The following is a 20,727-nucleotide window of genomic DNA, read 5'->3' on the forward strand; positions in this document are numbered from 1 at the left end:
AGAGGATACGTCCACCATGTCGAATCATCGCAAATTCTATATCAACGGCGCCTGGGTTGATCCAATCGAGCCGCGGTCGCTTGATGTCATCAACCCGGCAACGGAAGAGACCTTTGCGACGATTTCGATCGGCTCCGCGAAGGACGTGGATCGGGCGGTGGCCGCGGCGCGGGCCGCCTTCCCACAATTCTCGCAGAGCACCAAGTCAGAACGAGTCGAGCTCCTGCAATTCATTATCGGGTGCTACCGCCGGCGCTTGGAGGATTTCGCCCAGGCGGTTTCGGTTGAAGTCGGTGCGCCTATCGGCTTGGCGCGAAACGCCCAGGCGGCTGCCGCGTTGATGCACTTGGAAGCAACATTGAAGTCGCTTGAGGGCTTTGTCTTCGAGGAGCAACGCGGCACGACGCGGGTCCTGCGGGAGCCCATCGGGGTCGCCGGCCTGATCACTCCCTGGAACTGGCCGCTCAATCAGATCGCGTGCAAGGTGGCGCCCGCCATTGCCGCGGGCTGCACGATGGTGTTGAAGCCGAGCGAAGTCGCGCCGATAACCGGCATCATCTTTTCCGAAGTCATGCATGAGGCCGGCGTGCCGGCCGGCGTTTACAACATGGTCAATGGCGATGGCGCATCGGTCGGCCATGCCATGTCGGGGCATCCCGATATCGACATGATCTCGTTCACGGGCTCGACCCGCGCCGGCATCATGGTTGCCAAGAATGCCGCCGACACGGTCAAGCGGGTGACCCAGGAACTGGGCGGCAAGTCTCCCAACATCATCCTGCGGGACACCGAGCTGGTGGAAGCGGTGACGAAGGGTGTCCAGGTCTGCTTCGTCAATTCCGGCCAATCGTGCAATGCACCGACGCGCATGCTGGTGCCGCGCGAAAAGCAGCGAGAGGCACTGGCTGTCGCCAAGGCGGTGGCCGAAGCGCATAAGGTGGGTGACCCAAGAGCCGACGATACTGTGCTCGGTCCTGTGGTCAGCGAAGCTCAATTCAACAAGATCCAGCAGCTGATTTCGGCCGGTATCCGGGAAGGTGCCACCCTTGTCACCGGCGGCATCGGGCGCCCGGAAGGGCTCAACCGCGGATACTATGTCAGACCGACCGTCTTTGGTGATGTTGAGTCCCGTATGACGATCGCGCGGGAGGAGATATTCGGGCCGGTCTTGTCGATCATGCCTTATGACACGGAAAACCAAGCTATCGAGATCGCAAACGGCACGGTCTATGGACTGTCCGCCTGCGTCGCGTCGAAGGACATCGAACGAGCCCGGGAAGTCGCACGCCGCATCCGTGCCGGGCAGGTGAAAGTGAACTATCCCGCCTGGGACACCTTCTCTCCATTCGGCGGCTATAAACAATCGGGTAACGGTCGTGAGTATGCGGACTGGGGCATCCATGAGTTCCTGGAGATCAAGGGGATCGTCGGCTATGGAAGTCCGCAGTAGCGCCATGAAGCTGTGCTGTCGCTGACGGGAGCTAGATCAATGCGGCTCTATCACGAAGTTCATGGATGCTCGCTTGCCGTCGACATCGTCGCACGCGAGCTCGACATTGCCCTGGACCTCATTTGGGTCGACGTGGCGAGAAAGCTCCTTCCCGACGGGTCGGACTATTACAAGATCAATCCCAAGGGACAAGTGCCGGCGTTGGAGCTTCCCGACGGCCAATATCTGACCGAAGGTGCCGTGATCATGCAGTACCTTGCGGAGCAGCGGCCCGAGAGCAATCTGATGGCGCCGGCTGGGACACTGGAGCGCTATCGGATCCTGGAGTGGATGAGCTTCATCGCCTCCGATCTCCACAAGGGCGCATTCATGCCGCTCTTTCGGGAGACGACGCCGGCTGAATACCGCGAGATCGTGCGACAGCACATCCAACGCCGTTTGCGCTGGCTCAACGATCATTTGGCCACGCGAAAGTTCTTGACCGGCTCGACATTCACCGTGGCCGATGCCCACTGCTATACGATCGTGATGTGGACGAAGCTCCACGCGATCGACATCTCACCTTGGCCCCACCTCGTGGACTATCTGAGGCGCATTCAGTCGCGTCCCAGCGTAAAGGCGGCCGAGGAAGCAGAGCGCATCGAAGCCGAGGCACAACGCAAAGCGGGCGAGTCTGGCAAGCGCTGACGGTTCGGGCCACCGTGAAATCGTGGGGTGGCAATCTAGCATGTGCCTGGGCCAAGGCGGGTTGCGCGTACCGCAGGCAGAAGACAATCGACCAACGAGCCTGTTCTCTGTCGCAGACGTGCTGGACAACTGGCTAAGATTGAACGCGCTGGTGCCGCGGCCGGCGCCGCGACGGTCAATGCTTCGCATGTCTGCATATGGCACGACTCTGCCATTCCCGCGGCGGTAGGAAAGGTCCGCTGTCGGACATCCACCTGACCTCGCAAGATCTGCCTTCGATGCTCAGTTTGAGCCAAATCGAACCCGCGAGGGTCGCGGATGGACAGCATGCGATACGGTCTTTGTTCAGCCTTGGCCCGATCAAACCTGTCGAAATCCGGCGTAGGTGAGCGTAGATAAGGGCGGTTGAGATTCCCCGGCTGTCGCGCCATTTTTCTTCAACGAAGCGCTGATCTGCTGCTTGTCAATGACTCCTGCAACGCATCAGGACGGCGAGGAAGCAGGATCAAGCGGTCCAAGTCTGAGATTTGGAGCGGGCGAAGGGATTTCGAACCCTCGACCCCAACCTTGGCATATAGAACCGGACACTTTCCTTTACGTTCGCCAACCTGCGCTCATCTACGATAAGCCCGTATAATGATTTGACATTCTGGGGTCCAGCCTCGAATCCCGTTTTCTGAGAATACCTCCAGGTTTGCGTTCAAGTGCTTCCCCAACGCTTCCCCGACCTCACGCATTCGGTCCGGGGAAGCAAATTCGAGCGGTCAGATGGCCAGACCTACGAAACGTGCGGTCGACAGTCTGAGACCGCTTCCCGACTGCGATGAATCTCTCCCCTGGGAGTGCCGGTGGGGAGAGGTGGTGAAGTGCCCTCCGGCAGCCATATGCGATAGCCCTATCCTCCGGGGGAGGGTGTCCGCATACCGATTGCCGTTGAATCCGGTGACAATACTCCCAACATCTTACAGATTGACCCAGTTCAGCAGGGGAGGTGCCGATGAAGGTGGCCATGCTGTTCACGGGAGCGGACCGCTGGTGATCCTCACCTCGCACGAGTCGCTGACCAGCCCGGCGCTGCTGGACACGCTGGCGGCCAAGGGCATCGACAAGTTCATCGTCTACGAGATCCCGCAGGAGATGGCGCGCCAGCGCTACGGCGGACACTACGACGTCGTCGCCGGCGACCTGCACGAGTCAGATGATCTGCGCGTGCTCGACTACAACGGCGAGCGGGCCTTCCGGCTGTTCCGCTTCGACGAGCTGCGCCCGCCGGTTTTGCACGAACCGGCCCGCAGCCGGGCTGCCTGATGCGAGTAAGAGCATGGGAGGAAGCGATGGCGATCGCTGTAAGCCTCAAGGATTACATGGACAGCCAGGGTATCGCGTATGACGTGATCACCCATGAGCGGGCGACCTCGATGCTCGAGGCGGCACAATGCGCCGGAATTCCCGGTGATCAGGTCGTCAAGACGGTCGTGCTGGAGGACGAGGGCGGCTACATGCTGGCCGCGGTTCCCGCCTCCCACCACATCCGCATGGGCGCCCTGCGCCGCGCACTCAACCGCCATGCCGGGCTGGCGACGGAAAGCGAGGTCGCGGACCTGTTTGCCGACTGCGAGCTCGGCGCGGTGCCGCCCGTAGGGGCCGTCTACGGCCTGGAAGTCATTGTCGACGATAGCCTGATCGACATGCCCGAGGTCTACTTCGAGGCCGGCGACCACTGCACGCTGGTCCATGTCCGCCGCGATGCGTTCGAGCGCCTCATGGCCGGCGCCAAGCACGGCCGCATCACCGGCGCCAGCATGACGGCGGCGGACGAGATCGACATGACGAGCGACCTCGGCTGAGCCCCTGCACGCAGCGGGAGGGCGGTCGAGGACCTTCCCCCCGGAGGGTCCGGCTACGGCGTCAGTAAGCGGAATGATGAGGGGCATGATGGGTGGCTGCATGGGCATGCATGGCATCAATGGTCGCGCGTACGACATGCGGCGGATCGATGAAGAGGTCAGGCTTGGAGACGTGGAGATCTGGGAGGTCTCGGGCGAGATGATGGTCCACCCCTTCCACTTCCACGGCGTTCATTTCGAGGTGCTAAGTCGGAACGGCGCGGCCCCGGGCCTGCGCGACCAGGGCCTCAGGGACACGGTCGTGGCGCAGGAGCCGGTCGAGCTTCTTGTACGCTTTGCGCACCCTGCGGTGGCAACACCCTTCATGTATCACTGCCATATCCTCGAACCCGAGGACAACGGGATGATGGGGCAGTTCGTCGTCCGGTGACGATTTGCCTCGTCCCCGCATGTCGAGAGACGTCCATCAATCTCAGGAACGAATTTCTCTGTAGGGGCGAGGGCATACAAGTCGTGGTGCGAACTCCTCATGTCGCCTTGTGGCATTCTCGGAAGTGGCGCTACGGCTGGTTTCTGTCTGGTAATAGCTTCAGTTCGGACGAAGCCTTACGGCCGGTGAGAGAGGAGTTCTATAAAATGGTGGGACGTCGAGGAACGGCGCGATGGCCGTCCGTCAGGGCGTAAGGACTCCCATGAATTGGAACGCACGGCCCGAACGAGAGAGCTCATTCGACCTTGTATCGGTATTCCTTTTCGCAATTACACACGAAACGAAGGTGAGATGCGTGAAAGCCGCGGAGGTCTGCGCCGATTCAGGGATGGGTAACGGTTTCCCGCCACGATCCAACATCTTGTAGGTGGATCGACTTTTTTGGGTGGCGGGATGCCTGGCAAACCGAAGAACCAGATCCCGTCACTCGCCAAGCTCCGGCGGCAGTATCCGACCGAGGCAGCGTGCCGGGCCTTTCTCGAAGAACTGCGATGGCCGCAGGGTCCGTTCTGCCCTCACTGCGGCAGCTACGCCCATTGGGCGCTCAACGGCGACAGCTGCAGGCCAGGGCTCAAGGAATGCGCGGACTGTCACCGGCAATACACCGTCACGACAAAGACGCCGTTGCATGCCACCAAGCTGCCGCTCTGGACCTGGATCCAGGCGATCTACCTGGTGCTGACGTCAAGCAAGGGCATCTCTTCGGTCGTGATGGCGCGGCTGCTCGGCACAACCCAAGCCACGGCCTGGCGCATGGGGCACGCGATCCGGGAGATGATGCACCACCGCTACGACATCGGGCCAGCGCTGTCCGGCACGATCGAGATCGACGTGAAGTATCTCGGCGGAGCGCCGAAGTAGCGCAAGGGCGCGAAGCCGGCACCCAGGGGTAAGGGCACCAAGAAGCCGAGGATTCCGCTCGCGATTCAGCGCGGTGGTGAAGCCAGGGGCATGGTGATCCCAGAGGAATCCGCCGACGACATCACCGCGGCCCTGAGCCCGATCGTCGCGCCAGGCTCGTTCCTGGTCAGCGATAAACAGAACAGCTTTACGGCGGCCGCAGCCGATATGGGGCTCGAGATCGAGACGGTGATCCACAGCAAGCGCGAATACGTGCGCGACGATGTCCACAGTGGCACCGCCGACGGCCTCGGAAGCATGCTGGAGCGTGCCAAGGACGGCGTCTACCATCGCCTCAGTCGTGAACACCTGCAGCGTTACCTCGACGAGATCTGCTTCCGCTGGAACTGCCGGACACGCTTCCGAGAGCTCGATCGCGCCAAGCGCTGGCGATGGGTGATCAGGCTCGAGCCGCTTTGGGATCAGCTCTGCAAACTCATGGGATCAAGCATCGGCCGCCGCATTCGGCGGACACCGAACTATGGCTTCGAGGTCGTTGCCAATCCGCTGCTCTTCCCCGTCTAATGGCAGGCGCGAGATTGTCTTCGGGGAAGATGCCAAATATCCTTGGTTTGAGGGCTCAAGCTATGAAATGTGTGAGCGAGCTATTTGCGGTCCTGCTGGCAGCAGCGACTGTTCTGCCAGCTTCGGCCTACGAGATGATCGGGCCGGATAGCCTGGTCGCGATCAAGGACGATCCGACCAAGCCGTATCTCACTTATCTTTTCTCCAGTGTTCTTGGAGGACGGCCGCAAGGATGTCATCCAGTGGCGAATGATGCTCCGGCATGACCGCGTGGGCGATCATGCCGTCGGAACCATCCTCATCGAGATCAGAAGCAATGTTCCTTATCCGCAGCTGATACTTGCAGCGACGTTGCCAGACGGCGACAAGCTGACCATCGACCGCGCCAGTAGCGCATCTGAGTCATGCCCGAAATCGCAACGCTGCGAGATCTTCCAGAAGGTCTTCCTCGAGATCACCGGCGAGCAGGTATTGGCCGCGAATGGCAAAGCCTTAAAGGTCAAGGTCGCGAGTGATCGTCCTTTTGAGATCGAGTTCCCGGAAAAGGTCATCAACCGGATTTCCCAGCTCTTAGCCCGCTGAAAAGCGGTTTCCAGTTGTCACGGCCGCATGACGGCCCATCCCTTGTGGGTTGGCGCCATGGGCCTTTTTATGTGTGTAATTGGGTTCCTTTTTGCTTCGTGTGTCATAGCGCAACTGCCTGGGGATTCCCAGTGGTCGCCAGGAACAGCTCATTGATCAGAAGAAGCAACTAGCGGCAGAGCAGAGCAGCAACATCTTTTTCAGGCGGCTCTGCGGGATGATTTGTAAGACGGGAAGACCACTGGCATGTCCTCATGCAGTTGTCCGTCCAACTTGCGGCCGCCAGATTTCTTTGAGCCGCGCAGAATGCCCTGATCGCTGGAGTTCTCGCGGCTCGCTGTGATGCGGCCGGCCGCCGTCAGGAACCCACCTGCCTTTCTGTCATTCACCCAGGCATTGCTACCCACCTGCTTGAAAAAGAACCGGACCCCGTGTTTGGCGCAGTCGTCGCGGATCCTGCGCGCCCATGCTGGGTGCATGGGCCTGGCCTTCGGTCCACTTTCACCGCCTACGATCACCCATTGCAACTTCTTCCAGTCTCGCTTCGTCAGCTCGTCCTCGAGGAAGACCTCTCCAAGAAGGGGCTCCATGCTCAGGAACCGCACCGCAGCTGGCACCTGTAGCAGCGACTGAATGCGCTCCCCGGCGCGCCGTTGATCTTCCACGCTCGTGCCCATCCAAGTATTCTTCAAAGGCCATGCAGGACGCCTGGAGCCAGGCTGGATCGCCTGCATGGCAAGCTCAACCAATGCCGGTGTAGCGGGATCCGTGACGAACGCGTGCATGATATCGGGCCGCTTGGTGAGAACCTGATAGACATGCTGGTCTCCAAGCGCCATCACAGCGAAAATCTGAGCGATCTCTGAGGCTTTCAGACTCGGATGAAAGACATCGCTCATTGAATTGACAAAGATCAAGCTCGGCTTGCGCCATCCAAATGGTTTTAGAAGCGTCTTTCGTGGCGCCATGCGCACGACCGGCAGCCTGGATCAGAACACCGAACGCGTTTAGGGCAATTGTCGATCCAGAGCTCTTCCAGCGCGCCCAGCGGCTAATGCACCGCCGTAGGATTATCTCCAAACGAGGAGGCGCTTTCGAAGCTGCGGCAATCAATACCAAAGCATGGCGTGATGACCTACGTCGAAATGCGCAAGTGTCGTGGCATGCCTGATCCAGGATCATACGTGTGGCGATTTGGTAGCTTGGCCAATGCATACGTATTGATCGGGGAGGTTGGCAGGGCACCGCATATCAGGTTGGGGCGGCACAAATGCCGTCGACTTCGTCTGCCAATCGTGGATGCTGTCGTTCGAAGCCTCCATGAGGATGGCAGATCAGCGATTGTCCACGACTATGGATGCCGTATCCGAATTGACAATAGGTGGGACTGCCGCCTGCAGATTGTAAGCCGGCGAACAGACCGGGCCAAGACTCCCCGGTGGTGTGTCAGGCTCCGCGAACAGTCGGCGGCAGACTTTTACCTGCTGGCCAGAGAATCTACCAATCAAGAGACCATAATGGACTATTACGTCGTACCTGCAGTAGTCGGCCGAACATTTCCGACCGTACTCAAGTTCCGCAATGGCGCGGAGATCGATCGGTTCCGACTTCGAGAGCTACGGGCTGCAATAGAGACGTTAGTGACATTTCTCTTTCGGAGAAATGAGAGGGCATCTATGAGAGCTATCGAGCTTAGCCCAGGAGCTCCGGTCCGTTATTCTTAACGTTCCCGACCTCCTTGGGCACAACGCGTTCGGTCAGCACGTCCTCATTCGCCGGTTTCATCAGCGCCGCCGTCCTTTCCGGATCTCCCTTCAGCCATAGATCCCACGTATCTGGCTCCAGCACGAGCGGCATGCGATTCCCTCAATGGCCACCCTCGACCCACGACACGCCGGCGTGTCGGAACGCTTCCGCCAGCGCCGGCTCCAGCTCGACCGCTTCCCAGCGTCGGAGCGGGTTGAAATGTTCGAAGAGTTGAGGAAGTAAGCGAACGCCAACGCGATTCACGTGCCCACTCGCCTTGTAGCCGATCTTGTGCTGGTCGAAGCGGAGATCGGGGTCGAGCGTCGTCTCGCCGACATAGAGACCCCATCGACCCACGCGGCGGGTGTCCTTCAGAAGCACGACATAGAGGGCATGATGCGCACCCTTAGTACGTGCTGTCGTCGCGCGCAGCTGCCGCGCCGCGCACTCGGCCGTCGGCATCCATTCTGGCAGGTAGAGTGCACGACTCGAGCCGCAGCGCATCGTTGAGATCGCGCGATATGCTGCCGCTTTTGACGACGGTTCGAAGGATGGTTCCGGCTGTATTTCGCGCCGGATCTCAAGCTGCTGGCGCGGCCTCGAGCGGCTCCAGGCCGGACTGGCGGCGCGTTGAGCAGCCCTGACGGCCAGCTCACAAGACCCTAAAGCTGCGGCCGTACCGGATCATGTCATCAGTGGTGGCGTATGCGGTCAAGGGCTCTTGCCAGCTTGCGAGCTCCTTCAGTGATCTCCCTCGGCATCACATTCCCGAAGCCCAGAACCAAGCCGGGCTTGCTTCTGCCAAGGCTATAGACTGAAAGCGGCCGCGCCTCCACGCCCTCACGCGCAGCGGCCTCTGAAACGCTACGGTCCGATAGCTTTCCGGTGATCCAAGCGACGGTGTGCATGCCGGCTTGCGGCTGCGCGATCGAAAGCGCGCCTGAAAGGTGGCGATCAAAGGCTTCGCTGAGGGCTTGCGCGCGCTCGGCATAGATCATCCGCATTCGTCGCAGATGCCTCCCGAAGTGTCCTTCTTCGATAAAGTCCGTCAATGCCGCCTGAGGCAGCAGTGGCGGGTGCACATCAATGAACCGGCGTGCCGCAGCGAACGCATCTACAAGGTCGGCAGGGACCACCATATAGCCGAGCCGCAATCCCGGATAGAGAACCTTGCTGAAGCTTCCAATGTATAACACGCGATCCCCGCGATCGAGCGCACGTAAGGCTTCAATCGGCCTGCCGGAGAAGCGAAACTCGCTATCATAATCGTCCTCCACTATCCAGGCTCCGTTGGATTGCGCCCAGTCGAGAAGCGCGAGCCTGCGCGGCAAACTCATCGTGACTGCGAGGGGAAACTGGTTGGACGGCGTGACAAACGCCACGCGTGCGTTCCTTCCAAAGTTCGATCTTCCTGAGATAGCAAAGCCTTCCCGATCGATTGCAACTGATGCGATCTTGACGCCCGCGCCCCGCAAAGCGCCGTAGATACCAAGGTGGCCCGGATTCTCGACCAGCGCTGTGTCCCCTGGATCCAGAAGCACTCGCGCTGACAGATCGATTCCGCTTTGCGCCCCGGCGACGATCAGGATTTGATCCGAACTACACCGAATGCCGCGGGACACGGACAGATGCGCTGCGATCGCGCGCCGCAAACGCTCGAGGCCCGCTGCTCCGTGATAGTCCAGAATTTCCTGGCGCGGCCGTCGCAGATGCCTCGAGACAAGACGTGACCAGATCTCAAATGGAAATTCCTCAAGGGCTGGCACCGCGACCCGGAAGGCCGTGCGCCAGCTTCGTTGCCCTATCCTCAGTTCCGGGCCGAATTTCTCGCGCGCCATGACGTTTCCCCGCGCCGCAATCGCGCGTTTCTCGTCCCTGGCTTGCCGGACGTGCGCTGTGACCCCGGCGGGCCCTGCGTTCAGCAAGTGCTCAGGCATTTCGGCCACGACACGCGTACCGGCGCCAACCCGGCTTTCAACATAGCCCTCTGCTGCCAACTGCTCGTAAGCTGCCAATACTGGCGTGCGCGAAACCCGAAGCTCGTTTGCCAAGGCTCGCGTGGACGGGAGGCGTGCTCCCCCCTTTAGCAGCCCGCTAAGCACGGCCATTCGCAGCCGTTCATAGACCTGAACATGAAGTGCCTGGGTAGACCGCGGATCTAGGGCGGTGACCGGGTGAACAATGAGCGGCGTCGTCTTCGCCATCAATTACCCCCTCCAAAATGGATATCGAAGGGAAGCCAGAAGTGGTCATTCACAGGATACCAAATGGGCGGGAAAAATCACATTGATGCTCGTCGATCGAGCGACAGAGACGGAGGGAGCAGTGCGCGACAAGCGGTCCGATGTTGGGATGGATCCGGAAGACAAAGCGGCCCAACGCGCCATGTGGGACGGCTGGTGGTACGACCGGTTCGAGATTCCGCATGCCGTTCCATCGGGCGCTCGCCGCCTGAGACTTGAAATGGGAGGTGAAATGTTTGGTGCGGTCCTATTGGACCAGCTGGCGCCCAAGACATGCCAGGCTTTCTGGGAAATCCTCCCATACTCCGGCAATGTGATCCATTGTGCGTGGTTTGGTCACGCAGCATTTTATCTTGACCGCGTTCCGCTCGTCGATGTGCTGGGCTATGAATTGGAGAATCGCTTCGAGCGGCTGGCGCCAGGCGACATGATCTGGGACCCCTACATTGAGGAGATCACGATCGCTTACGGTCGCAATGCCGCGGTGAACTTTCCAACCACGATATATACGAAGGACGGCCGGCAGCATCCGAATCAAGTCTGCATATTTGGCCGCATAGTCGAGAACCTCGATGGCTTTGCCGTCATGTGCAAGCGGTTGCGGTATGAAGGGACGAAGCCGATGAGGACCAGTCGCGCGGAGTAGCAGCCTGATCGACGCGTAGACGCGACACGGGCTGCCGGCATAATTCGCGTTGGAACCAAGCGAGTAGTGCATGACCGCAACGGCCGAGACCTACTCCGATATACGCGACGCAGTGGCCAAGCTGTGCGCGCGGTTCCCTGGCGAATACTGGCGTGGTCTCGACCGTCGTGGAGCCTATCCGACCGAGTTCGTGAATGCGCTCACGGTGGCAGGCTACCTCTCGATCCTCATTCCCGAGGAGTATGGTGGCTCCGGCCTGCCGCTTTCCGCAGCAGCTGCTGTGCTCGAGGAAATCCAGCGCGGTGGCTGCAATGGCGGCGCCTGCCACGCGCAGATGTACACGATGAGCGTCCTGCTGCTTCACGGACCGGAGGCGCAGAAGAGGCGCTATCTGCCGGAGATAGCGGCCGGCCGTCTGCGCCTGCAGGCATTTGGCGTGACCGAGCCGACCAGCGGCAGCGACACCTCTGCCATCAGGACAACGGCGCGCCGCGACCGCGATCAATTCGTGGTCAAGGGCCAGAAGATCTGGACCAGTCGGGCCGAGCACTCCGATCTGATGCTTCTGCTGGTTCGGACCACGCCGCAAGCCGAAGGCGCCAAACGGACGGACGGGCTCTCGGTTCTGCTGGTCGACATGCGTGCAGCGATCGGGAAGGGTCTCACCATCCAGCCCATCCGTACCATGATGAATCATGCAACTACCGAGGTATTCTTCGATGATCTGCGCGTCCCTGTCGAAAACCTGATCGGCGAGGAAGGGAAGGGGTTCAGGTACATCTTGTCCGGCATGAACGCCGAGCGCATCTTAATCGCCAGCGAGTGTATCGGTGACGCCAAGTGGTTCGTCGACAAAGCGAGCACCTACGCGAAGGAACGGCATGTCTTCGGGCGGCCGATTGGCCAGAACCAAGGCGTACAGTTCCCGATCGCCAGAGCCTATGCCAACTTGCGGGCAGCCGAACTCATGGTACGCGAGGCCCTGCGGCTCTATGAATCGGGTGTAAACGCCGGCCCGGAGGCAAACATGGCGAAGATGCTTGCGGCCGACGCGTCTTTCGAGGCCGCTAACGTTTGCATCCAGACCTATGGTGGCTTCGGCTTCGCCGAAGAGTACGACATCGAGCGTAAGTTCCGCGAAACGCGGCTGTACCAGGTCGCGCCGATCTCCACCAACCTCATTCTCTCATATTTGTCCGAGCATGTGCTCGGCCTGCCTCGTTCGTACTAGGGTGCGCCGTGAATGCCCTGATCGTCTATGTGCGTCCCCAGCTGCAATCCTTCAACGGCATGCGGGGCCAGACAGCGCAAGAAGTCGACGACGAAGCCGCTGTGGGGCCGCACGAATGCCTGACGCCAGGGAGTCGCGCCGGCTTGAGTGTCCAGCGCCATGTCTGACCAGTCGAGTCCCTTGAGCGGCGTTCTCGTCATCTCGATCGAGCAGGCTGTTGCCGCTCCCCTCTGCACCGTACGTCTTGCCGATGCGGGGGCGCGGGTAATCAAGATCGAGCGTCCCGACGGCGAGACCGCCCGGCACTATGATGCGGCTGTGAAGGGGATGTCAGCCTATTTCGTCTGGCTGAACCGCGGCAAAGAGAGTGTCGTGCTGGACCTCAAGTCGACGTCGGATCTCGCGCTGCTCCATCGTATGGTCGCCAAAGCGGACGTCCTGGTCCAGAACCTAGCGCCCGGCGCGAGTGCCCGGCTCGAGCTCTCCGCCACGGAACTAACCGCGAAATTCCCGCGGCTCATCGTAGTGGATATTGTCGGCTACGGCCAAGACACGCCCTATGCCGGCATGCGGGCTTATGACATGCTGGTACAGGCGGAAAGCGGAATATGCGCAGTCACCGGGACGCCGGAATCGCCCAGCAAGATCGGCGTCTCCGCCGCCGACATCGCAACCGGCATGAATGCACACGCGGGTATCCTAGAAGCGTTGCTCCTGCGTCAGCGAACAGGTCGCGGGTGCGCAATCGAAATCTCCATGTTTGACGGCATGGCGGACTGGATGAGCGTGCCGCTGCTCCACTATGAGCACACGGGCCGAGAAACGGGCCGATATGGTCTCGCTCATGCCTCGATCTACCCCTATCGGCCATATGCATGCGGGTGTGGCAGGACCATCATTGTCGCCATCCAGCAGAACAAAGAATGGAGCCGATTCTGTTCCACGGTCCTGCGCCGGCCCGATCTGTGCTCCGATGAGCGCTTTACAACCAATATGTTGCGCGTGGCCAATCGAGCGGCACTCGACGCCGAGATCGAGCCGATCTTCAAGATGATGGATCGCGACGAAGCGATCCGGCGCCTCGAAGATGCGCAGATCGCCTGGGCAAAGCTGACGCAAGTCCGCGATCTGCCCAGCCATCCGGCGCTGCGCCGGCTGCAGGTCGCATTGCCGGGCGAGAAGCACGTGGAAGTGCCCTGTCCGGCGGGACGACTCCCGCAGGCCAATATCGTGCCGAGAGTGCCTGCTCTCGGCGCGGACACGGACCGGATTCGAGTCGAGTTCGCATGAGACTTGGGAGGCAGAACATTGGGTGCCAGCGCACTTCAGGAGTGGATTGGTCGGACAACCGAGGCTGAGGACGTTGTCACGCCACGCTTGGTGGCGAGCTTCCACGCGACCTTCGCACCGCATCTGGCCCCCTCCGACGGGTCGACCGCGCCGCTGGGCATCCATTGGTGCCTTGCTCCGGAGACTGTCGAGGCGGTGGGGCTTGGCCCGGATGGTCACCCGGCCAGGGGCAGCTTCCTACCGCCCGTTCCGCTACCCCGTCGCATGTCGGCAGGCGGGGAGCTGACGCTGATCGCGCCGCTGCATGTCAATGACCGCGTTCAGCGCCGGTCGACAATCCAAGAAATTGCCGAGAAACACGGGAGGTCGGGGCCGCTGTGCTTCGTCACGGTGCTGCACGAACTGCGGAACGAGTCGGGCCCTGTCGTGCTTGAGCGCCAGGTGATCGTTTACCGCGATCCGCAGCCAGTGGATTGGGGTGCCGAAGCTGTGAAGCAAGACGCATTCTGCCAACCTATGGATCACATGCGAGAGGTCAGTATCGATCCGGTATTGTTGTTTCGGTACTCAGCACTCACCTTCAATGGCCACCGGATCCACTACGACACGCCCTATGCTACCCAGAGCGAACGCTACGCCGGACTAGTCATACATGGACCCTTGCAGGCGACCTTGCTCCTGAACCTTGCCGCCACGATCGTCAGCCATCGTCCGCGGAGCTTTATGTTCCGGGCAGTTCGTCCGGCGATAGGATGCCAGACGTTGCGCATTGGCGCGGCATCGCTCTCGAGCGACGAGATGGCTCTCGCTGCCGAGGCGGCGGATGGGCAGGTCACGATGAAAGCGAGTGTCACATGGTGAGCGCACAGCGGGGACCTCTATATGGCTGCTGCTCGTTCCGGTCTTCCAACCACGTTTTTCGAGAATTAGGTCAATTGTCCAAACGGGAGATTGGCATGAGCCAACTGGTAAAACGCAACGGTGAGATGCGTGATTGCATGATCGAAGGTGCGGGCGACCGGCAAGACTGTCCCGCTTATCTCCGATCGCAGAAACCGATTGCTGAGTTTGATTCCCTCGGAAAACTAGACCTGCGAATCGGTCGAGTCATCGAAGCAGCTGCGGTCATGCGCCGGCGAGGACCGTCGCACGTCGTCAAGATTGACCTCGGCTGCCTTGGTGTAAGACAAGGCTGGCTCAAATTGCGAGACGGCACAGACGGTCCCTTGGGACGCAACGTAATCTGTGTTGTCAATCTTCCGGCCCGCAACCGCGATGGTGTGATCTCCGAAGTGGCTATACTGGGCGTGGGAGACGATCGTGGCAGCATGCGTATTCTAAGTCATGATGCTCAGGTGGCCACCGGGTCTCGCGTGGTGTGGTGACGCTCTCGAGCCCAGCGAGCTCGGAGTGTGCGGCAGCATGCACATATCCGACATCTGGCGAGCCGATATGACGCGGGCATGGCAACCAAGCAAGGATACTCACGGCACTCGGACCCTATGTGCTCCGTCGTGCAGAAAAGGTCCGCGACTTTCTCGCCAGTCTCTTCTGCCTGTCCCGGAAGCGTCGGACCTTGCTGGCCGAGCCGCACACGTTCATCCGGCACCAGCGACGGCGGCCAGTCGCATCGAGAAATACCCAGCCGCACTTGCCGTTTGCGCACGTCTTGACCCGTCGCTGATGTGCTGGATCGGTCAGAAGCGCGGCGGCCTCCACGGCGAGCTTCATCCAGACGATGTCAAGGTCGAGCTCGTTCTTCCAATGCCAGGCGAGCGGCCCCGTACGTGCTGGCTGGAGGTCACGCCCATCCATTGCCGCGGCGACCAACTCGTTGAGCGCCTCCAGGTGCGCTGAAGCTACGCCTTTGCTCTGGCTGAGACGATGGATGACGGCCAGCAGATGTTTGCGCAACGACATGGCGCGTTTCCATGCCAGTCGTGCTTGCTCTGGCTTTCGCATTGCCAGACCTAAGAGCGCCGATGCCGCGGCGGGGTCTGTCAACTTTGCTGCAACACTCCATTCCACCAGCGCCGCGTATGTTTGCAGGTAATTGACCTCATCGATCTCGCCAGGCTTCTCCCACGTGTTGATGAAATCCAGCGCCGGATGTCCCCCGATCAGCGGAATGTCCACAACGTCCATGAAAATCAGCCTGCGTGCGCGTACTGGTTGAAACCATAATCGAGCTCTTGACCGGTTACAAGGCTTTGGGGCAGTGTAAGCGGAAAATGGGCGCATCAGGTTACGGGAGGAAGGTGTGCCTGAACGATTTGAGTTGGATTTCGCAGCGCTCGACCAGCTCAGGGAGCGTGACCTCGCCACTCTGCGGACGCGCACGCCGCGCGCGCGTAGCTACTTCTCGCGGAGCCGCCAGGCGATGCCCGATGGCGTTCCCTGTTCGTGGATGGCCAGTTTCTATCCCGGAATGGAGATTGTCGCCGATCGAGGCGAGGGCGCTTACTTCACCGACATCGACGGGAATCGCTTTCTGGATATGAGCCAGTGTGATCTCAGCATGTCCTGCGGCTTCGGACCGGAGGGCATTGCCAAGGCGGTCTCAGAGCGGTTCAGGAGTGGCAGCCATTTTCTGCTGCCGACGGAAGATGCGCTTGCAGTCTGTCAGCTCCTCACGGACCGGTTCACAATGCCGGCCTGGAGGTTCACGCTCTCGGCCTCGAGTGCCAATGTCGAAGCGATTCGTATAGCGAGGGTTCTGACCAGTCGTGACGAGGTGCTGAGCTTCGCCGGCAAGTATCATGGCCACATCGATGAAACACTGACTGCCGCATCGCCCGCTGGGATGGTAACCGATCAAAAGGGGCTGCCGCGTGACATCGTGGATCGCACCATTGAGGTTCCCTTCAATGACATCCCCGCGGTCAGAGACGTCCTCGAAACTCTGGAGATTGCCTGCGTCGTGGCAGAGCCTGTTATGACGAACATCGGGGTGATCTATCCGGAGGACGGGTACCTCGATGAGCTCCGTGCGCTCACGCGTGCGACGGGGACCCTGCTCGTTATCGACGAAACCCATACCCAAGTCGCCTATTACGGCGGCTTTACGCGCCGCTGGGGCCTTGAGCCCGACATTCTCACGCTCGGCAAGAGTTTGGGTGGGGGATTGCCTTTTGGTGCTTACGGCATGACGGAGGAGATCAAGGAGTTTCTGGAGCAGAATGCAGAGCCTCGCGTGAAGTATGAGCACGCGATTGCGCTCGGTGGCACGACCTACGGCAATGCCATCACCATGGCGGCCGCGCGCGCTGCCCTGTCCGAGATCCTGACTGAAGACGCTTATGAGCTGGTCGGAAAGCTTGGTGAAGATCTGGCCGACGGCATCGAGTCCGTTGTGCAGAAAAACAATCTGCCATGGACGGCACAGCGCCTCGGCAACCGGTCGGGCCTGTTCCTGTCCACGACGCAACCAAGGAATGCCACTGAGGCTCACGATGCCCTGAGCAAGCCGCTCAACCTTGCGCAACGGGCCTTCATGGCAAACCGGGGTATATGGGAACCGATCTACATTCATGGGCCGTCCCTTTCCTTTGCACACGGGCCGAAGGAGGTGTCGACGTATCTTGCGGCATTCGACGACTGGATCGCGCTTGTGACTAAGGTCGGCAAGAGAACAGACTTGTGAAGACTCGCCAGGCATGGCATGCGGATCATGCCCGCCCTTGCGCAGCCACGAGAACACCGGCGGGACGTGTTCCGCGATCGATTCAACGGCCGACAAATGCCGCCCTTGTCAGATCATTCTGGCGCTTCTGACAAGATCGCAAGTTACGGTGCTTGTCACCATCCGCGAATTCATGCGCGCCGCGGTTACAAGGATTCGAAGGCGTCGCCTTGTCGAAGACGCTGTCCGCCGTTACGGACGCTGATCTCAGTCTATAGCGTGGCGATGGCGCCCTTCCCGAGGCGCCGCGCATTCCGATAGGCGAGGTCGGCCGCCACCATGTCCTCCATCGCGATGCCCATCGCTTTGTAGACCGTGATCTGCCGATCCGAGGTGCGCCCTGGCTGCCGCCCGAGAAGCAGGCTGCCCAGCTCGGTGCCGTGCGAGGGATCAAGTCCGGCGAGCTCGCAGCATCCGACCGGCGCCGGCTTGAACGAGTCCGCCGTCTCGACATAAAGCGCTACATTGCGGATGAGATCGCCCGGAATCTCGCTGCCCGGCGTTGAAACGCCGACCGATGAGACGTGGGTTCCCGCGCGCACCCAGCTTGTCTCGATCACCGGCTCGTACGAATGCGTTGCCAGGCAGACCACGTCTGAGCTGCGAACGGCTTCCTCGATGCTGGACATCGCGCGGACTCCGGGATGCAGCCGGGCCAGCCGCGCGGCGTCATCGGCGTATCTCGACACCACGCGGATCTCCGTGAAATCGCGCACCAGCGGCAACAGGCGCAGGTGCTGGTTGGCCTGCACGCCGGCGCCGACGACGGTCGCGACGCGCGCGTCCTCGCGCGCCAGCGCGCGCACGGAGAGAACGGCCGAGCCAGAGGTGCGCACCGCCGTGATATAGGTGCCATCCATGATGCAGACGGGCAGGCCGCTCGCCGGATCGAAAAGTTGGATGGTGGCAAGGTGGCTCGGCAGGCCCAGGGCAAGATTGCCTTCGAACACGTTGACGATCTTGACCGTGAGGTTCATGCCTTCCATCCAGGCCGCCATGGACAGCGAATAGCCGAGGCCCGGGATATGGAGCTGCGGGCGCTCCGGCACCACGACCTTGCCAAGGGCCAATGCCCTAAAGCCCTCCGCCAGGGCATCGAGCAGTGCGCGCAGATCGATGCATTCGGTGACATCGGCTTCGCTCAAGGTCAACACCGGGGTCGCACCCTTGGCAATCTCCGCCGAGGCGCGGCCGAGTGGATTGACGGATTGTTCCATATGCTTCCCCTTTCGTTTCCGTGCGCAGCAGCGCGACGGGTCCAAAGCTCTATTGCAAGAGCTGGCGTGACGAAATATCGTAAGGTCGTTCATGGCGCGTGTTATTGACGCTCCAAAGGCGGCATTTGCGTGAATAATCCAGTCCAAACGCTCGACAGCATTGATCGCCGCTTACTGCGCCTGCTGCAGGAGGACGGACGACGGACGACCCTCGATCTCGCCGAGCGCGTGGGTTTGTCTCCAACCGGCACCAGCCAGCGAGTAAAGCGGCTGTTCCGCGATGGCTTCATCAAGTCGGTGCGCGCCATCCTCGATCCCAAGAAGGTCGAGCGCGGCAGCCTCATCTTCATCCAGGTGCGGCTCGACAAGACGACGCCCGACGTCTTCGCGCGCTTCGCCAAGGCCATCGTGAAGGCCCCGGAAGTGCTGGAGTGCCACATGGTGGTCGGCGGCTTCGACTATCTGGTGAAGGCACGCATCGCAGACATGTCGGTGTTCCAAGAGTTCTTGGAGCGTGTCATTCTCCGGTTGCCGGGCGTCGCAGAGACGCACACCTACACGTCGGTCGCCGAGGTCAAGCCCGACGCACCGCTGCCGATCTAGCGTTACTGCTGCGCCACCGGACCGGCGAGCGCGGGAAAACCGTCCGGCGCGCGTCGTCCGACGACAGAATTTACTTCGCACCCATCTCGGTCAGGGTGGTGCCTTGGCCGATGCCTTTGGCGCGGATGTTGCGCGGCGCCAGCGCCACGGCAGCGACCGAGGTCAGCTGGGTAATCGCGCCCTTGGACAGGGCATAGGTCGCAAGGTTGGGTTTGCGAGGATGACTCAGATGGACGACATGTTGCTGATCGCGATAGGCCGGATGTGGACGCGCAGCAATGCGTTAAGCTAACGGTACTAATCGCTCCATCGGCTTGCCCCCAATAAACCTATCGCACGCAGCAACAAACGGACCGCAGCGCGCTGCGGCCTTGGCACGACAAAGCTCACTTCACTGCTCGCGTGCAGAAGTGAAAAGTCAGTAACAGACTGGATTCTCCGACTTCTGACTTCCGGTCCTTCGACGACCTGTTGGTCATTGCGAGGGGTAATACACCTGATCCCGAGCTCGGCCGTGAAAATCCTCAGTCAGTGCCGATGGTGCTCCGTCCTAAGACGTGGGCGAGTGCCTTCGACGAAATCTCAGTTCCGCTTTTGTTAAGGCTTCTCGGATGCCTGCCGCTGAAGGACGATGGCGCACGCGGGCGGCAGGCGTCCGAGAAGCCTCAAAGGAGGAAACCGCGGGCCCGGTTCACTCGGCGGCGCCGCGCACTATGGGGAAAGTGTTGTTGGCTGACGTGTCGTGATCTGCACCGACGATCGGGTCTGGACGGCGTGAGGCGCTGGCGTGCGCGGATGAGCACGCATGGCGGTTGCGCGCATGATGGAGACGCCAGCGTTGCGGTGCGTTGATCTCGCACCAGCGCGAGCGGCCCTGTTGCCGGCCGAGATCGGTGGCACAGGCGAGGAGCATCCTGGTGTAGGACTCGCGTGAGCAGCATCATGATGTGTCGATCCTGATCGGGCTCGACTGAGGAGTGTGGGGCGTGGAGCCGCGCTCGAAGATCTCGATGATGATCATGCGGCCGCCGCAGCACGGGCATGGGAGCTGCGACGCCGGCGGCTCGTCGGCATTGGCGTCCTCGCTTTGCGTCTGCGAGACGCCGAGCAGCTCGCGGGCGCGGGTTAGGTTCTCGGTACGCCCGCCATTGGCGAACAGGCCGTAGTGGCGGATGCGGTGGAAGCCGCTGGGCAGCACGTGGATGAGGAAGCGGCGGATGAACTCGTCGCTGGCGAGCGTCATGATCTTGTGCCGCTCGCGGCCGTTGGCGCGGTAGTCCTTCCACCGGAAGGTGACGCCGGTGTCGTCGCAGGCGATGAGACGGCTGTTGGCGATGGCGACGCGGTGGGTGTAGCGCGACAAATATGCCAGCACCGCCTCGGGCCCGCCGAACGGCCGCTTGCTGTAGACGACCCACTCGATCGTGCGCAACGGCGCCAGATAGGCTGCGAAGGCTTCGCGCTCGGCCAGCGGCGCATGAGCGCCGAAGAAGTGGAGACGGCCGGTCTCATGTGCTGCTGCGAGCTGCTCCAGGAGCAGCCGGCGGAACAGGCGCGAGAGGACGCGGACCGGAAGGAAGAAGCCGGG

22 protein-coding genes and 1 pseudogene are annotated in these 20,727 nt (G+C 61.1%); 15 read left to right on the forward strand and 8 right to left on the reverse strand.

The window, feature by feature from the left end:
* Positions 1–16 precede the first annotated feature (16 nt).
* The 8 genes and pseudogenes from DTX69_RS29295 (at position 17) to DTX69_RS29330 (ending at position 6,481) form a co-directional block, all read left to right on the forward strand.
* A complete protein-coding gene (locus tag DTX69_RS29295; RefSeq protein ID WP_119305141.1) occupies positions 17–1,450 on the forward strand; it encodes an aldehyde dehydrogenase family protein in 1,434 nt (477 codons plus the stop codon).
* A gap of 39 nt (positions 1,451–1,489) precedes the next feature.
* Positions 1,490–2,137, forward strand: a complete 648-nt coding sequence (gstA, locus tag DTX69_RS29300; RefSeq protein WP_119305142.1) for a glutathione transferase GstA — start codon at positions 1,490–1,492, stop codon at positions 2,135–2,137.
* Between the two features lie 1,035 nt (positions 2,138–3,172).
* Positions 3,173–3,445 (forward strand): hypothetical protein, encoded by a 273-nt coding sequence (locus DTX69_RS29305; RefSeq protein ID WP_284736151.1) that lies wholly within the window; start codon positions 3,173–3,175, stop codon positions 3,443–3,445.
* A 26-nt stretch (positions 3,446–3,471) separates the two neighbouring features.
* Positions 3,472–3,984 carry an aminoacyl-tRNA deacylase gene (locus tag DTX69_RS29310; RefSeq protein WP_119305144.1) on the forward strand — a complete coding sequence of 171 codons (513 nt, stop codon included), beginning with the start codon at positions 3,472–3,474 and terminating at the stop codon, positions 3,982–3,984.
* A 4-nt stretch (positions 3,985–3,988) separates the two neighbouring features.
* Positions 3,989–4,414, forward strand: a complete 426-nt coding sequence (locus DTX69_RS29315; RefSeq protein WP_284736153.1) for a multicopper oxidase domain-containing protein — start codon at positions 3,989–3,991, stop codon at positions 4,412–4,414.
* 453 nt (positions 4,415–4,867) lie between these two features.
* Positions 4,868–5,335 carry a transposase gene (locus tag DTX69_RS29320; protein WP_119305146.1) on the forward strand — a complete coding sequence of 156 codons (468 nt, stop codon included), beginning with the start codon at positions 4,868–4,870 and terminating at the stop codon, positions 5,333–5,335.
* 36 nt (positions 5,336–5,371) lie between these two features.
* Positions 5,372–5,899: pseudogene (locus DTX69_RS29325) on the forward strand (transposase); the annotation flags it as partial.
* A gap of 213 nt (positions 5,900–6,112) precedes the next feature.
* The gene (locus DTX69_RS29330) at positions 6,113–6,481 is read left to right on the forward strand and encodes a hypothetical protein (protein WP_162917679.1); all 369 of its coding nucleotides are present in this window, start codon (positions 6,113–6,115) and stop codon (positions 6,479–6,481) included.
* 200 nt (positions 6,482–6,681) lie between these two features.
* Here the strand turns inward: DTX69_RS29330 and DTX69_RS29335 are convergent, their stop codons facing one another.
* From DTX69_RS29335 to pdxR, 4 genes are all read right to left on the reverse strand, one after another.
* A complete protein-coding gene (locus DTX69_RS29335; protein ID WP_119305149.1) occupies positions 6,682–7,449 on the reverse strand; it encodes a DUF5131 family protein in 768 nt (255 codons plus the stop codon).
* A 724-nt stretch (positions 7,450–8,173) separates the two neighbouring features.
* Positions 8,174–8,338, reverse strand: coding sequence for an SOS response-associated peptidase family protein (locus tag DTX69_RS29340; RefSeq protein ID WP_119305150.1), 165 nt, complete (start codon positions 8,336–8,338; stop codon positions 8,174–8,176).
* A 9-nt stretch (positions 8,339–8,347) separates the two neighbouring features.
* Complete coding sequence (locus DTX69_RS29345) at positions 8,348–8,689, reverse strand: hypothetical protein (RefSeq protein ID WP_162917680.1); 342 nt, start codon at positions 8,687–8,689, stop codon at positions 8,348–8,350.
* A gap of 230 nt (positions 8,690–8,919) precedes the next feature.
* Positions 8,920–10,431, reverse strand: coding sequence for a MocR-like pyridoxine biosynthesis transcription factor PdxR (pdxR, locus tag DTX69_RS29350; protein ID WP_119305152.1), 1,512 nt, complete (start codon positions 10,429–10,431; stop codon positions 8,920–8,922).
* Here pdxR and DTX69_RS29355 point away from each other — a divergent pair.
* The 5 genes from DTX69_RS29355 (at position 10,409) to DTX69_RS29375 (ending at position 15,022) form a co-directional block, all read left to right on the forward strand.
* Entirely contained in the window at positions 10,409–11,116 is a 708-nt protein-coding gene (locus tag DTX69_RS29355) for a DUF3830 family protein (protein ID WP_119305153.1), read from the forward strand. The two genes, pdxR and DTX69_RS29355, sit on opposite strands and share 23 nt — an antisense overlap.
* Before the next feature lie 70 nt (positions 11,117–11,186).
* A complete protein-coding gene (locus DTX69_RS29360; protein WP_119305154.1) occupies positions 11,187–12,347 on the forward strand; it encodes an acyl-CoA dehydrogenase family protein in 1,161 nt (386 codons plus the stop codon).
* A gap of 159 nt (positions 12,348–12,506) precedes the next feature.
* A complete protein-coding gene (locus DTX69_RS29365) occupies positions 12,507–13,637 on the forward strand; it encodes a CaiB/BaiF CoA transferase family protein (protein WP_119305155.1) in 1,131 nt (376 codons plus the stop codon).
* Positions 13,638–13,655: 18 nt separating this feature from the next.
* Positions 13,656–14,498 (forward strand): FAS1-like dehydratase domain-containing protein, encoded by an 843-nt coding sequence (locus tag DTX69_RS29370; protein WP_119305156.1) that lies wholly within the window; start codon positions 13,656–13,658, stop codon positions 14,496–14,498.
* 95 nt (positions 14,499–14,593) lie between these two features.
* Positions 14,594–15,022 (forward strand): tRNA-binding protein, encoded by a 429-nt coding sequence (locus DTX69_RS29375; RefSeq protein ID WP_162917681.1) that lies wholly within the window; start codon positions 14,594–14,596, stop codon positions 15,020–15,022.
* A 115-nt stretch (positions 15,023–15,137) separates the two neighbouring features.
* Here DTX69_RS29375 and DTX69_RS29380 read toward each other — a convergent pair whose 3' ends face one another.
* A complete protein-coding gene (locus DTX69_RS29380; RefSeq protein WP_162917682.1) occupies positions 15,138–15,782 on the reverse strand; it encodes a CGNR zinc finger domain-containing protein in 645 nt (214 codons plus the stop codon).
* 115 nt (positions 15,783–15,897) lie between these two features.
* On the opposite strand from DTX69_RS29380, the gene DTX69_RS29385 reads away from it, so the two are divergent.
* Positions 15,898–17,280, forward strand: coding sequence for an aminotransferase class III-fold pyridoxal phosphate-dependent enzyme (locus DTX69_RS29385; RefSeq protein WP_162917683.1), 1,383 nt, complete (start codon positions 15,898–15,900; stop codon positions 17,278–17,280).
* A gap of 251 nt (positions 17,281–17,531) precedes the next feature.
* Here DTX69_RS29385 and DTX69_RS29390 read toward each other — a convergent pair whose 3' ends face one another.
* Positions 17,532–18,536, reverse strand: coding sequence for an ornithine cyclodeaminase family protein (locus DTX69_RS29390; RefSeq protein WP_119305160.1), 1,005 nt, complete (start codon positions 18,534–18,536; stop codon positions 17,532–17,534).
* Between the two features lie 129 nt (positions 18,537–18,665).
* On the opposite strand from DTX69_RS29390, the gene DTX69_RS29395 reads away from it, so the two are divergent.
* Positions 18,666–19,139, forward strand: coding sequence for an Lrp/AsnC ligand binding domain-containing protein (locus DTX69_RS29395; RefSeq protein ID WP_119305161.1), 474 nt, complete (start codon positions 18,666–18,668; stop codon positions 19,137–19,139).
* A gap of 70 nt (positions 19,140–19,209) precedes the next feature.
* Here the strand turns inward: DTX69_RS29395 and DTX69_RS31170 are convergent, their stop codons facing one another.
* Both DTX69_RS31170 and DTX69_RS29410 read right to left on the reverse strand, forming a co-directional pair.
* Positions 19,210–19,419 (reverse strand): SDR family oxidoreductase, encoded by a 210-nt coding sequence (locus tag DTX69_RS31170; RefSeq protein WP_407644006.1) that lies wholly within the window; start codon positions 19,417–19,419, stop codon positions 19,210–19,212.
* 660 nt (positions 19,420–20,079) lie between these two features.
* Positions 20,080–20,727: IS91 family transposase (locus tag DTX69_RS29410; RefSeq protein WP_284736152.1), on the reverse strand; the 648-nt coding region annotated here is incomplete at its 5' end.

The sequence above is a fragment of the Dongia deserti genome (assembly GCF_003574735.1).
GTDB lineage: Bacteria > Pseudomonadota > Alphaproteobacteria > Dongiales > Dongiaceae > Dongia_A > Dongia_A deserti.